The sequence below is a fragment of the Kribbella ginsengisoli genome (assembly GCF_039537185.1).
Lineage (GTDB): Bacteria > Actinomycetota > Actinomycetes > Propionibacteriales > Kribbellaceae > Kribbella > Kribbella koreensis.
In genome coordinates this window covers 42348-58440 of record NZ_BAABAA010000015.1, presented here as the reverse complement: position 1 = coordinate 58440, position 16093 = coordinate 42348, and the positions used below count along the sequence as shown (strand labels likewise).

15 protein-coding genes are annotated in these 16093 nt (G+C 68.7%); 8 read left to right on the top strand and 7 right to left on the bottom strand.

The window, feature by feature from the left end:
- The first annotated feature begins 30 nt into the window (after positions 1 to 30).
- On the top strand, positions 31 to 1059 hold the full coding sequence (locus tag ABD768_RS36255) for a phosphotransferase family protein (RefSeq protein WP_344848508.1): 1029 nt from the start codon (positions 31 to 33) through the stop codon (positions 1057 to 1059).
- Positions 1060 to 1062: 3 nt separating this feature from the next.
- On the opposite strand, the gene ABD768_RS36250 is transcribed toward ABD768_RS36255, so the two are convergent.
- A complete protein-coding gene (locus tag ABD768_RS36250; protein ID WP_344848506.1) occupies positions 1063 to 1539 on the bottom strand; it encodes a cupin domain-containing protein in 477 nt (158 codons plus the stop codon).
- Between the two features lie 165 nt (positions 1540 to 1704).
- Here ABD768_RS36250 and ABD768_RS36245 point away from each other — a divergent pair, with 165 nt between their 5' ends.
- Both ABD768_RS36245 and ABD768_RS36240 read left to right on the top strand, forming a co-directional pair.
- Entirely contained in the window at positions 1705 to 4281 is a 2577-nt protein-coding gene (locus ABD768_RS36245; RefSeq protein WP_344848503.1) for an NEW3 domain-containing protein, read from the top strand.
- Between the two features lie 97 nt (positions 4282 to 4378).
- Positions 4379 to 5587, top strand: a complete 1209-nt coding sequence (locus tag ABD768_RS36240) for a GNAT family N-acetyltransferase (protein ID WP_344848500.1) — start codon at positions 4379 to 4381, stop codon at positions 5585 to 5587.
- Here ABD768_RS36240 and ABD768_RS36235 read toward each other — a convergent pair.
- Complete coding sequence (locus ABD768_RS36235; RefSeq protein WP_343983329.1) at positions 5584 to 6204, bottom strand: PH domain-containing protein; 621 nt, start codon at positions 6202 to 6204, stop codon at positions 5584 to 5586. The two genes, ABD768_RS36240 and ABD768_RS36235, sit on opposite strands and share 4 nt — an antisense overlap.
- 148 nt (positions 6205 to 6352) lie before the next feature.
- Here ABD768_RS36235 and ABD768_RS36230 point away from each other — a divergent pair, with 148 nt between their 5' ends.
- A complete protein-coding gene (locus ABD768_RS36230) occupies positions 6353 to 7753 on the top strand; it encodes an OFA family MFS transporter (RefSeq protein WP_343983326.1) in 1401 nt (466 codons plus the stop codon).
- On the top strand, positions 7750 to 7857 hold the full coding sequence (locus tag ABD768_RS43185) for an MFS transporter small subunit (RefSeq protein ID WP_425552256.1): 108 nt from the start codon (positions 7750 to 7752) through the stop codon (positions 7855 to 7857). Before ABD768_RS36230 ends, ABD768_RS43185 begins: the two co-directional genes overlap by 4 nt.
- Here the strand turns inward: ABD768_RS43185 and ABD768_RS36225 are convergent.
- From ABD768_RS36225 to ABD768_RS36215, 3 genes are all read right to left on the bottom strand, one after another.
- Positions 7847 to 8656, bottom strand: a complete 810-nt coding sequence (locus ABD768_RS36225; protein WP_344848496.1) for a biotin--[acetyl-CoA-carboxylase] ligase — start codon at positions 8654 to 8656, stop codon at positions 7847 to 7849. The two genes, ABD768_RS43185 and ABD768_RS36225, sit on opposite strands and share 11 nt — an antisense overlap.
- Positions 8656 to 11295, bottom strand: coding sequence for a phosphoenolpyruvate carboxylase (locus ABD768_RS36220; protein ID WP_343983321.1), 2640 nt, complete (start codon positions 11293 to 11295; stop codon positions 8656 to 8658). The genes ABD768_RS36225 and ABD768_RS36220 overlap by 1 nt, the downstream gene beginning before the upstream one ends.
- A 103-nt stretch (positions 11296 to 11398) precedes the next feature.
- Positions 11399 to 12037, bottom strand: coding sequence for a TetR/AcrR family transcriptional regulator (locus ABD768_RS36215; protein WP_343983319.1), 639 nt, complete (start codon positions 12035 to 12037; stop codon positions 11399 to 11401).
- A gap of 64 nt (positions 12038 to 12101) precedes the next feature.
- Between ABD768_RS36215 and ABD768_RS36210 the strand changes: the two genes are divergently transcribed.
- The gene (locus ABD768_RS36210) at positions 12102 to 12569 is read left to right on the top strand and encodes an SCP2 sterol-binding domain-containing protein (protein ID WP_343983316.1); all 468 of its coding nucleotides are present in this window, start codon (positions 12102 to 12104) and stop codon (positions 12567 to 12569) included.
- A 1-nt stretch (position 12570) separates the two neighbouring features.
- Here the strand turns inward: ABD768_RS36210 and ABD768_RS36205 are convergent, their stop codons facing one another.
- Together ABD768_RS36205 and ABD768_RS36200 are read right to left on the bottom strand one after the other, a co-directional pair.
- The gene (locus ABD768_RS36205) at positions 12571 to 13779 is read right to left on the bottom strand and encodes a hypothetical protein (RefSeq protein ID WP_344848491.1); all 1209 of its coding nucleotides are present in this window, start codon (positions 13777 to 13779) and stop codon (positions 12571 to 12573) included.
- A 1-nt stretch (position 13780) separates the two neighbouring features.
- Positions 13781 to 14191, bottom strand: coding sequence for a hypothetical protein (locus tag ABD768_RS36200; protein ID WP_343983309.1), 411 nt, complete (start codon positions 14189 to 14191; stop codon positions 13781 to 13783).
- An 83-nt stretch (positions 14192 to 14274) separates the two neighbouring features.
- On the opposite strand from ABD768_RS36200, the gene ABD768_RS36195 reads away from it, so the two are divergent.
- On the top strand, positions 14275 to 15864 hold the full coding sequence (locus ABD768_RS36195; RefSeq protein ID WP_344848488.1) for an acyl-CoA carboxylase subunit beta: 1590 nt from the start codon (positions 14275 to 14277) through the stop codon (positions 15862 to 15864).
- An 11-nt stretch (positions 15865 to 15875) separates the two neighbouring features.
- Entirely contained in the window at positions 15876 to 16088 is a 213-nt protein-coding gene (locus ABD768_RS36190) for an acyl-CoA carboxylase subunit epsilon (protein WP_344848485.1), read from the top strand.
- The last annotated feature ends 5 nt before the right edge of the window (positions 16089 to 16093 follow it).

Below are 16093 nucleotides of genomic sequence, written 5' to 3'. Positions count from 1 at the left end.
GACCTGGCACTACCTACTAGGCTCGCGCCCGTGACCGACGGCGGCTGGAGCGACGGCGATCCGGCCGGGACCGATGGCGATCCGGTACTGCGGAGGACGCTTGCGGCAGCTGGTCTGCCGGTGACCGGGCGCTTTGTGGCGAAGGCCGGCTGGGTCAGCCGAGCGTGGGTCGGCGACGAGTACGTCGTACGGGTGAACAACGGGCAGTTCCGCGACGCGTATCGCCACGAGGCCGCAGTCGTCGAACTGCTCGCTGGCACCGACGTCCCGCACGCCCGACACCTTGCCCACGGCAACGGTCCGGACGGTGCGTGGTACGTGTCCGAACGGCTGCCCGGACAGACCCTGTACGACGCTTGGCCGGCGGCGGACCCGTCCACGCGCCGAGCGATGATCGAAAGCCTCGGTACTGCGTTACGCGCACTCCACCGCATTCCGCCCCCACCCGGCCTACTCCCACCCTGGCTCGCCGACGCGCTGTCCGACGAACTGACCGATGCGCCGTCTGGCAAGCCCTGGCCTGCGTTCCACCCGCCCGTAGTGAGCGCGACACTCCAACAGGTCGAGGCGGCTCACCGAATGCCCAACCACGACTCACACCTACTCGCGGACGTCGCCGACTGGATTCAGGACCGCCTGGCGTTGTTCGCCGCCGACATACCCGTCCTCGTCCACGGCGACCTCCACGGATCCAACGTGATCGTCGACCAAGGACGCGTCACCGGTCTCATCGACTTCGCGGAGGCGCTGGCTCAACCGGCGGATGTCGAGCTAGACACCATCCTGCGCTGGTGCGCGAGGGCGCGAGAGTACCCGCCCACACCCGACGCCCAAGGCCTCGACGAGACCACCCTCACAGAGCTCCCAACCTGGCTGCACAACGCTTATCCAGAGCTCTTCGACCGCGAGCACCTCCGCGAACGCCTGAACTTCTACGACATGTACGTCGAACTCGCCCTCTACGCCCACCACCCCCACCCCAACATCCGCAAAGCGGCGCACCACCACATCACCCACCTACTCACCGGCCACAACCATCTGAACGGCCTCATCTGGTAACAGCTATGGCTGGTCGGGGAAGTACGAGTCGTGCTTGTCGAGGAAGCTGGCGCGTTCTTCCTTGGCGATGTGGGCTATCTGCTCGAAGTACTCCTCGCGTGGCGCGCCCGGGGTGAACAACAGCAGCATGTCCGCAGGTGCGTCGGAGTCGTTGCGGAAGGCATGTAACCCACCCTGCGGCACATGCAGGAAGTCGCCCTCCTCGGCCTCCACCCACTTGTCGCCGTTGAACAGCCGGACCGTTCCGCCGAGGATGAAGAACGACTCCGAGATCCGCCGGTGAAAGTGCGTCGCCGGGCCACCCGCGCGGGGTTTCATCACCACGCGATAGAGCCCGAACTCACCGCGCGTCGTCTCAGTGGTCGCCAGATAGTGAATGCCGTTGTCCGGCTCACCAGTGTCGATCGGGGTGCTCGCGGACCGGAAGCGAGCACTGACCTCGCCCGCCTCACCGAAATAGACCTGATCCGGATAGGACATGCGCAAACCATCCTCTCGTGTAGGTGCTGCATTGACAGGGCAGTCTGGGTAGCTGTGACAGTTCTGACCGAAAGTGCAGGTAGGTCGGGCTGGGGGGCTGCCTTGCTGGTCGTTGTTGCTCCGGGGTGGATGTCGCAGCCTTGAGGGTGCCGACCTGGGGGTGTCATGAGGATCGTCCGATCGATCGTTGCCGTTGTCGTGCTGGCCTTGGTGGCCGGCTCGTTGGGGGTTTCGGCCTCGTCTGCCGCGGGGTCCGGTTATCCCGATCCGCGGCCGGACTTCAGCCATCCGGAGCATCCGCACACGCCGTTGTTCAAACGGAACCAGGACCCGGTACCGCTGCTGGTGGTGTACGGGCGGTTCGACGATCTGCCCAACCTGACCGAGGCCGAGACCCGGGCCAAGTTCTTTCCGGTCCTGACGTTCGGCACGGTCGCCGACTACTACTTCGAGACCGGGCTCGGGCTGCTGATCCCCGCGGTCGAGACCTCCGGTCAGCAGGACGGCATCGTCACCGTGGACCTCGGCCCGACGGGCGACTGGTTCACGATGGACACCGCGAAGCGACGCGGCGCGATGCTGCGGCTGGCCGACCGGTTCGTCGACTTCGCCCGGTACGACACGAACGACAACGGCGTCGTCGAGGACAGCGAGCTCGGTGTGATCACGCTGATGAGCTCGCCCGACGACACCTACTCGTGCGGCCAGACCCGGATCGTCTACGGCGCCGGGAAGCTGGACGGCAAGGAGATCGGGCTGCGCACCGCGGACGGCGGCTCGAAGACGAACTCGCTGACGTTCGCGCACGAGCTAGGCCACCAGCACTGGGACATGTACGACCACTACGGGTACGGCGTCGGCGGCTGGGACCTGATGGGACCGACCTGCGCCGGCCCGAACGAGACCTGGCAGTCGCCGAACGCCTTCCACCGCCTGCACCTCGGGCGGACCCCGAACCAGACCGTCGTCCGGGACGGCTACGTCCTTCCGTCGCCGACCTTCACCTACGCGCTCTACGACTACGACCGGGGCACCGACGACTACTTCCTGCTCGAGGCACGCAAGCAGGAAGCGAACACCTACGAACAGAACATCCCCGACAGCGGCCTGGTCGTCTGGCGGATCGACGAACGCACCATCCGCTCCGACCAGGAGCACCTGCGCGGGGTCGAGCTGGTCCGTCCCGACGGTGTCCGCGTTCCCGGCTGCCAAGATCAGGACCTCGACGGCAAGATCGACGAGGATCCACCGAACGGGGTGGACGACGACGGTGACGGCAAGATCGACGAGGACTCCAAGCAGCAGAACGGCTGCTACGGCGGCAGCCGGACCGATGCCTGGGACCCGGCGGACTTCCGGACGCCACAGCGCACCATGACGTCGCACTGGGCCGACGGAACCGAGGCCAAGGTCGCCGTCCGGACGATCGGGCGCGACTTCGTCGGCCGCGAACAGGCGTACCTCGACGTCCGCGGCCCCGGCATCCTGGTCGACGGCGCGCTGGCGGACGGATCGGCACCGGTCCAGACCCTGGTCGCGGGCAGTACGGCGGACTTCGACGTCACCGTGATGAACACCAGCGAGGCCACCGACACCTTCAGCTTCGGCATGTTCGTCCCGGACGGGTGGAGCAGCACCACCAAGCAACTGACCCTGGCCGCCAAGGAGAGCGCCACCGTCCGGATCACCGTGACGGTCGGCGAGAACGCTGCGATCGGCGAGCAGAGCCTCACGCTTCGGGGGCAGAGTACGACGGACTCCACCGTGTACACCGACTACTCGTACCTGCCCAAGGTCGAGCGCCCGACGAGCGTCGCCTACACCGGCGACACCGCCGCCGATCAGTCCGACCCAGCTCAGCTCAAGGCGCTGGTACGGGACAAGTTCACCGGCGCCCCGCTGGCGGGCCAATGGGTCCGGTTCGACGTCGGCGATGTACTGGCCCGCTCGGCCCAGACGGGCAGCGACGGCGTCGCGACGTACGACTGGACCCCCGACAAGCCAGGGCAGTATCCGGTGACGGTCGTGGCCGAAGCCGCAAATGGCTACACCGAAGCGCGCAGTACGGCCGGCTTCACGGTCAATGCCGAGAAGGCCACCTTGGCCATCACCAGTCCGGCTCTGTACTCCGACCAGGCCCAACCCCCGATGACGATCAAGGTCAGCGAGGAGGCCGACGGCTCACCGGGCGACCTGACGCGGGCCGCACTCCGGGTCCGGATGGAATCGAGCACCGGCGACACCCGGATCTTCACCGGTACGCCGGGGGCCGACGGCGTCGCCACGATCCCGGTGAACACCCCGGCCGGCGTCTGGAAGGCGACTGCCGAACTGACCGGCGGCTACTTCACCGGATCGGCCGCCGTGCAGGAGACGGTCGTCTACGACCCGGACGGTTCGGCGAGTGGCTCGGCCATCGGCCGCGACACCACCGGCAACAGCCTCTCGCTGTCTGTCTCGGCCCGATACAGCGACGGCGATCCGACCGGCGCAGTCGGCTTCGCGTCCAACGGCAAGACCTTCAGCAGCACCACGATGCGCTGGATCGCCGTCGCCGGCTCGACCGCCACCCTCGAAGCGACCGGGCGCTACGCCGGGCAATCCGCAACCCTGCGGGCCGTGCTGCACGACAACGGCGACAAGCCCGACCGGCTCACTGTCACCATCATCACACCGACCGCCGGCTACCAGTCCGGCGACGTACTCGTCACGACTGGCAACCTGACGGTCCGCACCACCTGACAGGCGGGCCTGAACCACGGCCAGGTCAACAAGGCCCGAAGCCGGCCAGAATGATCTGCTGCTGACTGTTGTCGGTGGGGCGTGTGAGGATGCGGGGATGAGTGACTTCACCGTGCGGGCGGCTGGTGCCGGGGACTATGCGGAGCTGCGGGGCGTTTTCGCTGGGGCGATGATGTTCGAGCCGGGGGCGGACGAGTTCGGGCCGCGGATGTTCGAGCCGGAGCGGGCGTTGGTGGTGACCGATGGGGCGGAGATCGTCGGGACGACGCGGGCGCTGACGCGGGATCTGTCGGTGCCGGGTGCAGTCGTGCCGGCGGCGCATGTGACCGGGGTCGGGGTCAAGGCGACCCATCGCAGGCGCGGGATCATGGCGGAGTTGATCAGCCGGCAGCTGCGCGAAGTACCGGAAGCCATTGCGGTGTTGTGGGCCAGCGAGTCGGGGATCTACGGACGGTTCGGGTACGCCGCGGCCGCGTGGGGCCTGTCGTACGAGATCGACCTGCACCGGGTCGGGCCGTCGAGCGTGAAGGCGCGGCCGGGCGAGATCAGTGAGTTGCCGGCCGAGGGTGCGATCAAGGAGCTGGCGCCGTTGCTGCTGGCCCTGCAAGAGCGGCGGCCGGGGGTGTCCGGGCGGTCGGACCTCAAATGGCAGCAGCATCTGGAGGACAAGCCGGACGAGCGCGGCGGCAAGACCGCGCGGCAGATCCTGGTGCACCGCGACGAGACCGGCACCATCGACGGGTACGCGCTCTGGCGCGGCAAGATGCACTGGACCGCGACCGGTCCGGCCAACGAAGTACACCTCGAAGAGCTCGTCGCCCTCACCCCGAGGGCATACCAAACCCTCTGGCAACACCTGCTGACGCTCGACCTGGCCGGCACCCTGGAGTTCGGCTTCGCCGCCATCGACGAGCCACTCCAGCAACTCGTCACCACCCCGACCGCCCTCAACCGCCGAGTCAGCGAATCCCTCTGGGTCCGCGTCACCGACGTCCCCCGCGCCCTGGAACAACGCCGGTACGCCGCTGCCGTCGATCTGGTCCTCGACATCACCGACGACCTGATCCCCGCCAACACCGGCCGCTTCCACCTGACCACAGGCGAGACCGTCAGCTGCAAGCCCACCGAATCCCCAGCCGACCTCACCGTGTCAGTCACCGAGTTAGGCGCGATCTACCTAGGCGGCCGCCAACTAGCCGAGTTCGCCACCACCGGCCGAGTCACCGAGCAAACCCCAGGAGCCCTGACCCAAGCCACCGCAGCCTTCGGCTGGCCGACCGCCCCAGTCAGCCTGGAAATCTTCTAGCGGCGGTCGTTGTCGTCCGAGCTGAAGAGGGTCTCGCTGTCCGGCTCCTCCGAGGTGGCGCGGGGCTCACGGCGGCGCAGGTGCTCCGGCGGGGCCTCGTCGTCGAGGATGCCGTCGCCGGGCTTGCCTTCGGGGCCGCCGAAGAGGAGGTCGGACATCTGCAGGTGCATGTGCTCGACGTGCGGTACGTCCGGCAGGATCACCTGGCCGCGCTCGCCGGCCGACTCGATCTGCAGCGTGCCGCAGCCGAGCATGCGGTCGATGATGCCGTGCTCGTAGGAGACGTCGTTGATCCGCATCAGCGGGATGTCCCGGCCGGTCCGGGTCAGGATGCCGTGCCGGGTGATGAGGCGCCGGTTGGTCAGGGTGTAGGTGGAGAAGAACCAGTTCAGGAACGGCTTCGCGCCGAACACGATCAGCACCAGCAACGCGACCACGCCGATCGCGATCCGGGCCGGGGTCTGCAGGCTGCCGTCCGGGACCACCGCGGCGAGGAACCCGCCGCCGGCCGCCAGCACGAGCAGCAGGAACACCGGGAAGATCAGTGCCTTCCAGTGCGTCCGGGTGCTGACGACGATGTACTCGTCCTCACCCAACAACTTCGCCGAGATCGCCATACCCCCAGTCTCACAGTTCCGGGGGCCGCTTGTCTGCGGGGGACACGATTGATTGAACACTGCACGAAAAACTCTTCACAAACTGAATACTGTCGGCCAAGATGCCAAACGGGGTATTTGCTGGGGGCTATTACCTGAGGAGTCTGGGATGGGGATCTTGTCCGTACTCGATCGTGAGCACACGATCGCGCCACCGGGTTACAGCCGCTGGCTGATCCCGCCGGCCGCGCTGGCGGTGCATCTGTGTATCGGTCAGGCCTACGCGACCAGCGTGTACAAGACGTCGATGATCAAGCACTTCGACGCCAGCCAGACCGCGATCGGGGTCACCTTCAGCATCGCGATCGTGATGCTCGGCCTGTCCGCCGCGATCGGCGGCACCTGGGTGGAGCGCAACGGTCCGCGCAAGGCGATGTTCGTCTCGGCCTGCTTCTGGAGCACCGGCTTCCTGGTAGGGGCCCTGGGCATCGGTACGACGCAACTGTGGCTGGTCTACCTCGGGTACGGCGTGATCGGCGGGATCGGCCTGGGGATCGGCTACATCTCCCCCGTCTCCACGCTGATCAAGTGGTTCCCCGACCGTCCGGGGCTGGCCACCGGCCTGGCGATCATGGGCTTCGGCGGCGGCGCGCTGGTCGCCAGCCCGCTGTCGCGGCAACTGCTCAGCCTGTACGACGACGGCTACGACTCGAACGTCTCCACCTCGGTGGCCGGCGGCGGCGCGCTCGTCGCGCTGTTCCTGACGCTCGGCATCGGCTACTTCGTGATCATGATGTTCGGCGTGGTGAACATCCGGGTGCCGGCCGAGGGCTGGAAGCCGGCCGGGTTCGATCCCTCGCAACTGAAGGCGAAAACGCTCGTCACCACCTCGAACGTGTCGGCGGCGAACGCGATCAAGACCCCGCAGTTCTGGCTGTTGTGGGTCGTCCTGCTCTGCAACGTGACGGCCGGCATCGGCATCCTCGAGCAGGCCAGCCCGATGATCCAGGACTTCTTCCGCGGCGACGTCGGCGGCAAGTCGACGGTCGCGGTCGGCGCTGCCGCCGGGTTCGTCGGTCTGCTCTCGATCTTCAACATGGCCGGGCGATTCGCCTGGTCGAGCACGTCGGACGTCATCGGCCGCAAGCCGATCTACGCGCTGTACCTCGGCGTCGGCATCATCTTCTACTTGCTGCTGGCAACGGTCGGGCACAACAGCACCGCGCTCTTCGTCCTGTTCGCCGCGGTCATCCTGTCCTTCTACGGCGGCGGGTTCGCCACCGTACCGGCGTACCTGCGGGATCTGTTCGGGGGTTACCAGGTCGGCGCGATCCACGGCCGGCTGCTGACCGCGTGGTCGGTCGCGGGCGTCGCCGGGCCGCTCATCATCAACGGATTCCTCGACCGGGAAGGCAAGCCGGGCACGCTGACGGCCGAGGCCTACCGGCCCGCGCTGTTCACCATGGTCGGGGTGCTGGCGGTCGGCTTCGTCGCCAACCTGCTGATCCGCCCGGTCGCCGACCGGTTCCACGAGCCCAGCCGGACCACCGCAGCGGAGGCAGCGAAATGAACCAGACTCCCCGGCTCGTCATCTCCTGGGCCCTCGTCGCCGTCCTGCTCGGCTACGGCATCGTCCAGACGCTCATCACCGCGGCAAAACTGTTTACTCAGTAGCCCTCAGGTGTGTGACATCGCCGGCGGCCAGTGAACGTGGGCCGTCGGCGGTGAGCACCACCAGCCGGCCGTCCGCGTCCAGCTCCGACGCGGTGCCCTCGATGAACACCCCTCCGGGCAGCTCCACCCGCACCTGTCGCCCAAAGGTCGCCGACAACTCGCGGTAGTCCGGCAGGATCACCTCAGGATCGCCGTCAGCCTGCACCCAAGCCTGATAGCGAGTAGCCAGTTCCCGCAGCACAGCCGTCATCACAGTGCTCCGGTCAGTCGTCGCAGCACCTTCCAATGCGAGCGAAGTAGCCACGTCCGTAGGCCGTTCATCCGCTGTGAGACTGACATTGAGGCCGATGCCGACCACAGCAGCCGGCCCATCGATCCGCTCCAGCAGGATCCCCGCAAGCTTCCGGTCCTCGACCAGTACGTCGTTAGGCCACTTCACCTGCGCAGGGATCTCCCCCACCCGCCGTACTGCGGACGCAACCGCCAACGGCACCAGCAGCCCCAGCCACGGCCACCGATGCGCCGGTATGCCCCTCGGCCGCAGTAGGGCCGACATGAGCAACGCAGAGCGCGCAGGAGTCGTCCAGGTGCGCCCCAACCGCCCACGCCCTGACGACTGGTACTCCGCCGTCACCACAAGGCCTTCAGCAGCCCCGGCACGCGCAGCAGCCGCCACAACGGCATTGGTCGACTCCGTCTCGGCCAGTACGTCGACCTGGCTCCACAGCGAGCCAGGTCGCACCAGCCGCCCCTGCAGGTACTTCGCGTCGAGGGGCGGCCGCTCCAGATCGCCGAACATCAGCCGGTGTTCTGCAGGCCGGCGGCAACTCCGGACACGGTCAGCAGCAGCAGTCGCCTGGTACGGACGATCTGCTGCTCGTCGAGCGATTCATCGGTCCGCAGGCTGCGGAGAGCCCGCAACTGCAGGTAGCTGAGCGCATCGACGTACGGGTTGCGCAGCTCGACCGCTCGGCCCAGGACCCGGCGGCCGCTGAGCAGCTTGTCGCCGCCGAGCACCTTGAGCACCCACTCGGTGGTCAGCTCGTGCTCGTCGAGCATCTGCTTGGTCAGGTCGGGCCGGTCGCCCAGTTCGAGGTAGCGGCCGAGGATGCGGCGGTCGGTCTTCGCCAGCGACATCTCGGCATTCTCGAGCATCACCTGGAACAGCGGCCAGTTCTGGTTCGCGTCCTGCAGTACTGCGACGTCCCCGACAGCAGAGAGCGCCGAGCCGAGCCCGTACCAGCCCGGCGCGTTCACGCGGGCCTGCGACCAGGCGAAGACCCACGGGATCGCCCGCAGGTCCTCCAGCGACGACACGGCGACACCACGTCGGGCCGGCCGGGAGCCCAGCGGCAGCTGCCCGAGCTCCTCTAGCGGCGTGACCCGGCCGAACCACTCCGCGAACCCCTCGGCCCGTACGAGTCGGTGGTACGTCGTCCGGGAGGCCTCGTCCATGGTCTTCTCCACGACGGAGAAGCGCTCGGCGGCGACCACTGCCCGCTCCTCGATGCCGGGAGTGGAGGCGAGCAGCGTGGCTGCGGTGACCTGCTCGATGTGGCGCTGCGCGATCGCTGCGTTGCCGTACCGAGCTGGGATCGCCTCACCCTGCTCAGTGAGCTTGAACCGGCCAGAGACCGAGCCAGGCGCCTGAGCCAGTACTGCGCGGTTGGCCGGGCCTCCACCACGGCCCAGGGCTCCACCACGGCCGTGGAAGAGGGTCAGGCGGATCGCGTTGCGCTGAGCCCAGGCGGTGATCCGCGCCTGCGCGTCGTACAGGGCCAAGGTGGCCGAGACGGGCCCGACGTCCTTGGCGGAGTCGGAGTAGCCGAGCATGACCTCGAAGCGGCGGTCGTTGGCCGTCAGGCGGTGTCGGACCCGGGTGAGCTGGATCGCGTTGTCCAGCACCTCCACGGAGTTCTGCAGGTCCTCACCGGTCTCGAACAGCGGTACTACATCCAGCTCGATCGGCCGCCCGTCCATGGCGGCGTCAGCCAGCTCGTAGACGGCAGCGAGGTCGCCCGCGTTGCGGGTGAAGGACACGACGTACCGGCGGCAGGCATCTGGGCCGAAGCGCTGCTGGATCTGGCCGATGACGCGCAGCGTGGCCAGCACCTCCTCGGTCTGGTCGGAGAGCTCGCCACCGCCCAGCACCTCTTCCAGAGCCTTGGTGTGCACCGACGAGTGCTGCCGGACCTCCAACTCGGCCAGGTGGAAGCCGAACGAGGTCACCTGCCAGATGAGCTGCTGCAGCTCGCCATAGGCCTGCCGTAGAGCGCCTGCGCTGACCAGGGAGTCCTGCAGGACCTTCAACTCGTGCAGGAAGTCCGCTGCCCGCGGGTAGCCGAAGTCGGCGTCCCTGGCCCGGGTGGCGGCCAGCCGACGGGCTGCGAGCAGCAGTAGCTGGCGATGCGGCTCGGAGGGCGAGCGGGTCTCGATGTCGGAGATCAGCTCGGGGTTGACCGCACGGGCGTCCTCCAGGATCCGGCGGACCGGCGCGGAGGGCGGGGTGGTCTGCGAGTCCAGGGTGAGCGCCCGGCCGAGCTGGTCGGTCGCCTGCTCTAGCGCACGCAGTACGTGGTCGGCCTGGATCTGCATGGCCTCGCGGGTGATCGCCGCGGTGACGTTCGGGTTGCCGTCGCGGTCACCGCCGATCCAGGAGCCGAGCCGGACGAAGGGTGCCACCACCGGCTGCTTGACGCCGGCGTCCTCACCGGCCAGCGCGTCGTCGAGGCGGCGGTAGACGTTCGCGACGACGTTGAACAGGGTCTCCTCGAAGACAGCCATCGCCGAGCGGACCTCGTCCAAGGGCGTCGGCCGGCTGGTGCGCAGCTGCGACGTACGCCAGAGGATGTCGACCTGCTCGATCAGGCGGCGCTGGTTCTCGGCCAGCTCGCTGTCACCGGCGCGGGGGTCGCTTCGCTCCTCCAGCAGTGCGGAGATGCGGCGGATGGTCGCCAGTGCGGCGCGGCGCCGGGCCTCGGTCGGGTGAGCGGTCAGTACCGGGCGGAACTCCAGTCCGTTGAGCAGGGCACGAGCCTGCTGCTCACCAGCCTCGGCGCTGATCTTCTCGACCGCCTGGGCCAGTTCGGAGACGGCTGGCGCGTCGCTGGAGCGGTCGCGCTCCCGTAGTACACGGGCGCGGTGCAGCTCTTCGCTGAGGTTCGTCAGGTGGAAGTAGCAGGTGAAGGCGCGGGCGACGTCCTCGGCGCGCTCATGCGGCCAGGAAGCGACCAGTGCCTCGGCCCCGGCGCCATCACCGGCGATCGTCAGCTCACGGAGCTTCTCGACGTCGTCGAGCAGCGGCTGGCCGGCGTACTCGACCAGGACGCGGCCGAGCAGTTCGCCCAGCAGGCGGACGTCGGCGCGGAGCTCCTCGGGCACTTCGAAGCGTGCGCGGGTACGGGTGCGGGCGTTCGCCTGACTGCCGGTCTCGGTCACGTTCGCCCACGATATCGGGGGCCGCGCTCTCTCGCCCGTCGGTCCGACTAGTGAGCGCCGATCGTGACCTAACGTGACGATCCGTGGCTGTGACGCGACAGTACTAGACCGCGCCGAAGCCGCCGCCGACGACTTGCGAGACGGTCTTCGCGAGCTGGGCCGGGGTGCGGTCGGTGCCGTCGACGACGAGCATCCGGGCGCAGCTCTCGGTCATCGAGGCGAGCATCTCGGCCAGCACCGGCAGGTTGGCGTCGGGATCGGTGACACCCGGCAACGATTGCACGAGGGTCAACCGCAGTCCCTCGACCAGGAACGCGCGGGCCGCCCGGACGCGGTCGGCGACCACGGGGGCGGCGCCGTACTGGGCGCCGAAGACGATTCGCCACGACTGCGGGGACTTGGCCGCCGTCTCGAGGAAGGCGGTCAGGCCTTCGAGTACGTGCTCCTCCGGCGTACCGACGGTCGGGTCGGCCGGCAGCGCGGCGACGATCGAGACGACCAGGTGCTGCTCTTCGCGGGCCAGCAGGGCGAGCAGCAACTCGTCCCGGTTCGCGAAGGAGTCGTAGACGACGGGTTTGGTGACCCCGGCGGCCTCGGCGACGGACTGCATCGTCGTACCGGCGTATCCGCGCTCGGAGAACACCTCGAGGGCCGCGTCCAGAATCAGCGGGCGCCGGCGCTCAGGACCCAGATGCGCGGCACGGCGGCGAGGTTCCGCAACCGGGTCTTCAGGGCTGACCACTTGACAAAGCTATCAGCTCGTAGGAAATTCCTACGGTCTGGTAGGAACTACCGGGGGAGGTCGTGTGGCCGAACGCGGTAGCGCCTTGTGGCTGGAGTCGGAGGATTTCACCGAGCTCGATGTCGGTGAGCTGGCCCGGCTGGTCGACCGGACCTCGGAGCGGGAGCTTCGGCATCGGCTCATCGGGGGAGTCCGAGAGATCGCGTTGCGCGAGATCTTTCGCCGGATGCCGGAGTACCTGCGTCCTGCCCGGGCCGAGGGCTTCGACGCGATCGTCGCCTGGCAGATCACCGGGGCCGGCTCCGGTGGCTTCGACGAGTTCCGGATCCGGGTCAGCGACGGCGCCTGCCGGCTACTCACCGACCATGCCGAGCCGCCGGCCATCTCGGTCCGCACCGACCCGGCCACCCTGCTGAAGATCGTCACCGGCAACGAGGACCCGGTACTGGCCGTCCTCAAGCAACGCCTCTCGGTCCGCGGCGACCTCGCGCTGGCCGCGCGGCTCACCAAACTCTTCGCCGTCGGCCCCTAGCTCACCGCTCAGGCGACTCTGTACTACGCCCCGCCGCCGCCCGTCCTCCTGGGCGCTCTCCCTTCTCGACGCGAGCAGCCTGCTCGCCCAGCGGCGGATCCTCAGCCCGCCCATCCCCGCGCGGCTGCCGCACAGCATCCGCCGCCGGCGCCTGCCCGGCCGCCATCCACTGAGCGAACGCGACCCGTGGGTCCACCGGCTTCGCCATCGCCGCCGCGACGCGAGCATCGTCGTCCGCGGCCTGCTGCGCATAGCTGCCCGACCCCGGCCCAGGGCGGCGGTCGGCGGGATCGGGCGGGGGCAGGGCAGACAGGTCTTGGGTCTGCTGTGCGGCTTGCGCCTGGCGCCCGCTCTCCAGCGACAGGTAGTGCTTCTCGGCGGCCTGGACCGTCCCCACCAACGACTCAGCCAGCTCCTGCCCGCGCTGCCGTCCATAGGCCCGACGATTGACCGTCTTGTCGTCGTTCAACGGCTTCAGCGCGGCAAAGCCCTCGTCGATCTTGCTCTGCAACTCCGCCCGTACAGCGGTCTGCTGATCCGCCGGCACCAACCGGGGCAGCTCCGAGTGCTCGTAGAGCAGGTCAGCCGCGGCCCGGCCCTTGCCTGAGCGCGCCTCGCGGTTCATCACGCTCAGCACCTCGTCACCCTCGACACCGATCTCGGCCCCGACGTCGTCGGCGAACGCACGCGCGGCCGAGTCCCAGCCAGGGTAGGTGCGCAGCGAGTCCACCGACCTCAGCTGGAGCGCGAGGTCACGCGGCAACGCCCGGTCGATCAGCGCGTCGGTCTTGGCCTGGCTCCAGGCTTCGTTCGTCCCCTCCTCGATCGGCGTCAGGTCCCCGCGCTTGATGTCGGCGGCCCGATCGGCGAGTTGGTACTCCTCCGGGACCGCCAGATGCCCGAACTCGTGCGCCACCACCTGAAAGGCGCTCCGCCGGGCGATCAGCTGCTCCTCGGTCACCCGTTGACCACGCTGCTCGTACATCTCCCGCAGCGGCCGGACCACCGACTCCTCACTGAGGTTCAGCTTGCCGTAGCCGTACGCCTCGCCCCGGACAGACTCGGCCGGATCGGTGTAGCCGAGCTCCCCGTTCCACAGCGACTTGTCCGCACCGGACTCGGCCAGCACAGCGGCCTGGATCCGCTCCCACAGACCGTCGCCGATGTCCGGTACCGCGGAATCGGGCCGCCTGCGCGGCTGCTCGGCCATCTCAGCCGGGGTCGACCGTGTGGGCGATCTCGGCCAGCGGCTCGTTCATGTTCAGCGCGGCGAGCTTCTCGGCCTGCGTCGGGGCCGCCTCCGCGATCCGCGCGATCTCCCGCATCCCCTCCTGGGCGCGTGCCCGGCGCTCGGCCGGCGTGCCGTCCGGGCTGGAGGCCTGCAGCAGCACGTCCCACGCCTTGCCGACTGTCTCGCTCTCCGGCGTCCGCGCGTCGGCGACCAGGTCGTCCACCGACTTGAGATAGCGGATCGCGCGCGCCCGCTGCTCGTCGCCGTCGACCGTCGCGGCCAGCGCGCGCAGCCGGGCGACGGCCGCGGCCAGCTGCTCCGGGTCGGTGATCTCGGTGCCCCAGGCGGCGATGATCCGCCGGCGCTCGGCCTGGTACTCGTCGTACTCCACAGTAGGATCCTGCCATCCGGTGTGGTCATCGTCATTCAGGCGAACCGTTCACAGGCGCGCGCAGCCCGTTAGAGTGCCCGATTATGGGAGAGACCGTGAACATCCACACCACCGCCGGGAAGATCGCGGACCTGGAGCACAGGCTCGACGAGGCTGTGCACGCCGGCTCCGAGCGCGCGGTGGAGAAACAGCACGCCCGCGGCAAGAAGACGGCCCGGGAGCGGATCGCGCTGCTGCTCGACGAGGGCTCGTTCTCCGAGCTGGACGAGTTCGCCCGGCACCGGTCGACCTCGTTCGGGATGGACGCCACCCGGCCGTACGGCGACGGCGTGGTGACCGGGTTCGGCACCATCGACGGCCGCCAGGTGTGCGTGTTCGCGCAGGACTTCACCGTCTTCGGCGGCTCGCTGGGTGAGGTGTTCGGCGAGAAGATCGTCAAGGTGATGGACCTGGCGATGAAGATCGGCTGCCCGCTGATCGGCATCAACGACTCCGGCGGCGCCCGGATCCAGGAAGGCGTCGTCAGCCTCGGCCTGTACGGCGAGATCTTCCGCCGCAACGTCCGCGCCTCCGGTGTCATCCCGCAGATCTCGCTGATCATGGGTCCCTGCGCGGGCGGTGCGGTCTACTCCCCCGCGGTCACCGACTTCACCGTGATGGTCGACGAGTCGTCGTACATGTTCATCACCGGTCCCGACGTGATCAAGACCGTCACCGGCGAGGACGTCACGCAGGAGGAGCTCGGCGGCGCCCGGACGCACAACACCAAGTCGGGCAACGCGCACTACCTCGGCAGCGACGAGGAGGACGCGATCGACTGGGTGAAGGCGCTGGTCGCGCACCTCCCGCAGAACAACCTCGAGGACCCGCCCGTCTTCGACTTCGACGCGGATCTCGAGGTCGGCGAGACGGACCTCGCGCTGGACACGCTGATCCCCGACTCGCCGAACCAGCCGTACGACATGCACGCCGTGATCGAGGCGGTGGTCGACGAGGGCGACTTCCTCGAAGTACAGGCGCTGTTCGCGCCGAACATCATCGTCGGCTTCGGCCGGGTCGAGGGCCGGCCGGTCGGCGTGGTCGCGAACCAGCCGATGCAGTTCGCCGGCACCCTCGACATCGACGCGTCGGAGAAGGCGGCCCGGTTCGTCCGTACCTGCGACGCCTTCAACGTGCCGATCCTGACCTTCGTCGACGTCCCCGGCTTCCTGCCCGGCACCGACCAGGAGTGGAACGGCATCATCCGCCGCGGCGCCAAACTGATCTACGCGTACGCCGAGGCGACCGTCCCGATGATCACCACGATCACCCGCAAGGCCTACGGCGGCGCGTACGACGTGATGGGCTCCAAGCACCTCGGCGCCGACATCAACCTGGCCTGGCCGACCGCGCAGATCGCCGTGATGGGCGCCCAGGGCGCGGTCAACATCCTGCACCGCCGCGAACTCACCGCCGCTGCCGAAGCGGGCGAGGACATCGAGGCCCGCCGCCAGCAGTTCATCACCGAGTACGAGGACCACCTCGCCAACCCGTACATCGCGGCCGAGCGCGGCTACATCGACGCGGTCATCAAGCCCAGCGAGACCCGCGCCGAGATCGTCCGCGCGCTGCGCCTACTCCGCACCAAACGCGACACCCTCCCGCCCAAGAAGCACGGCAACATCCCCCTCTGATCGGAGTCCCCATGTCCGACCCCGTACTACGAGTCACCAAGGGCGACCCGACTCCCGAGGAACTGGCCGCCCTGCTAGCCGTAGTCACCGCCCGCTCCACCGCCGCGCCCGCTGAGTCCGCCACCACCACAGACCGGGCCAGCGACTGGGCCACCTACTGGCGCAACCACACCCGCCCCCTACACCCAGGCCCCGGCCGCTGGCGAGCCAGCGGCCACCCGTAAAAGTT

Bases quoted from the DNA above. Each gene is read 5' to 3' on its own strand.
- ABD768_RS36250 (WP_344848506.1), bottom strand. From the start codon at position 1,539: ATGTCCTATCCGGATCAGGTCTATTTCGGTGAGGCGGGCGAGGTCAGT.
- ABD768_RS36245 (WP_344848503.1), top strand. From the start codon at position 1,705: ATGAGGATCGTCCGATCGATCGTTGCCGTTGTCGTGCTGGCCTTGGTG.
- ABD768_RS36240 (WP_344848500.1), top strand. From the start codon at position 4,379: ATGAGTGACTTCACCGTGCGGGCGGCTGGTGCCGGGGACTATGCGGAG.
- ABD768_RS36235 (WP_343983329.1), bottom strand. From the start codon at position 6,204: ATGGCGATCTCGGCGAAGTTGTTGGGTGAGGACGAGTACATCGTCGTC.
- ABD768_RS36230 (WP_343983326.1), top strand. From the start codon at position 6,353: ATGGGGATCTTGTCCGTACTCGATCGTGAGCACACGATCGCGCCACCG.
- ABD768_RS43185 (WP_425552256.1), top strand. From the start codon at position 7,750: ATGAACCAGACTCCCCGGCTCGTCATCTCCTGGGCCCTCGTCGCCGTC.
- ABD768_RS36225 (WP_344848496.1), bottom strand. From the start codon at position 8,656: ATGTTCGGCGATCTGGAGCGGCCGCCCCTCGACGCGAAGTACCTGCAG.
- ABD768_RS36205 (WP_344848491.1), bottom strand. From the start codon at position 13,779: ATGGCCGAGCAGCCGCGCAGGCGGCCCGATTCCGCGGTACCGGACATC.
- ABD768_RS36195 (WP_344848488.1), top strand. From the start codon at position 14,275: ATGGGAGAGACCGTGAACATCCACACCACCGCCGGGAAGATCGCGGAC.
- ABD768_RS36190 (WP_344848485.1), top strand. From the start codon at position 15,876: ATGTCCGACCCCGTACTACGAGTCACCAAGGGCGACCCGACTCCCGAG.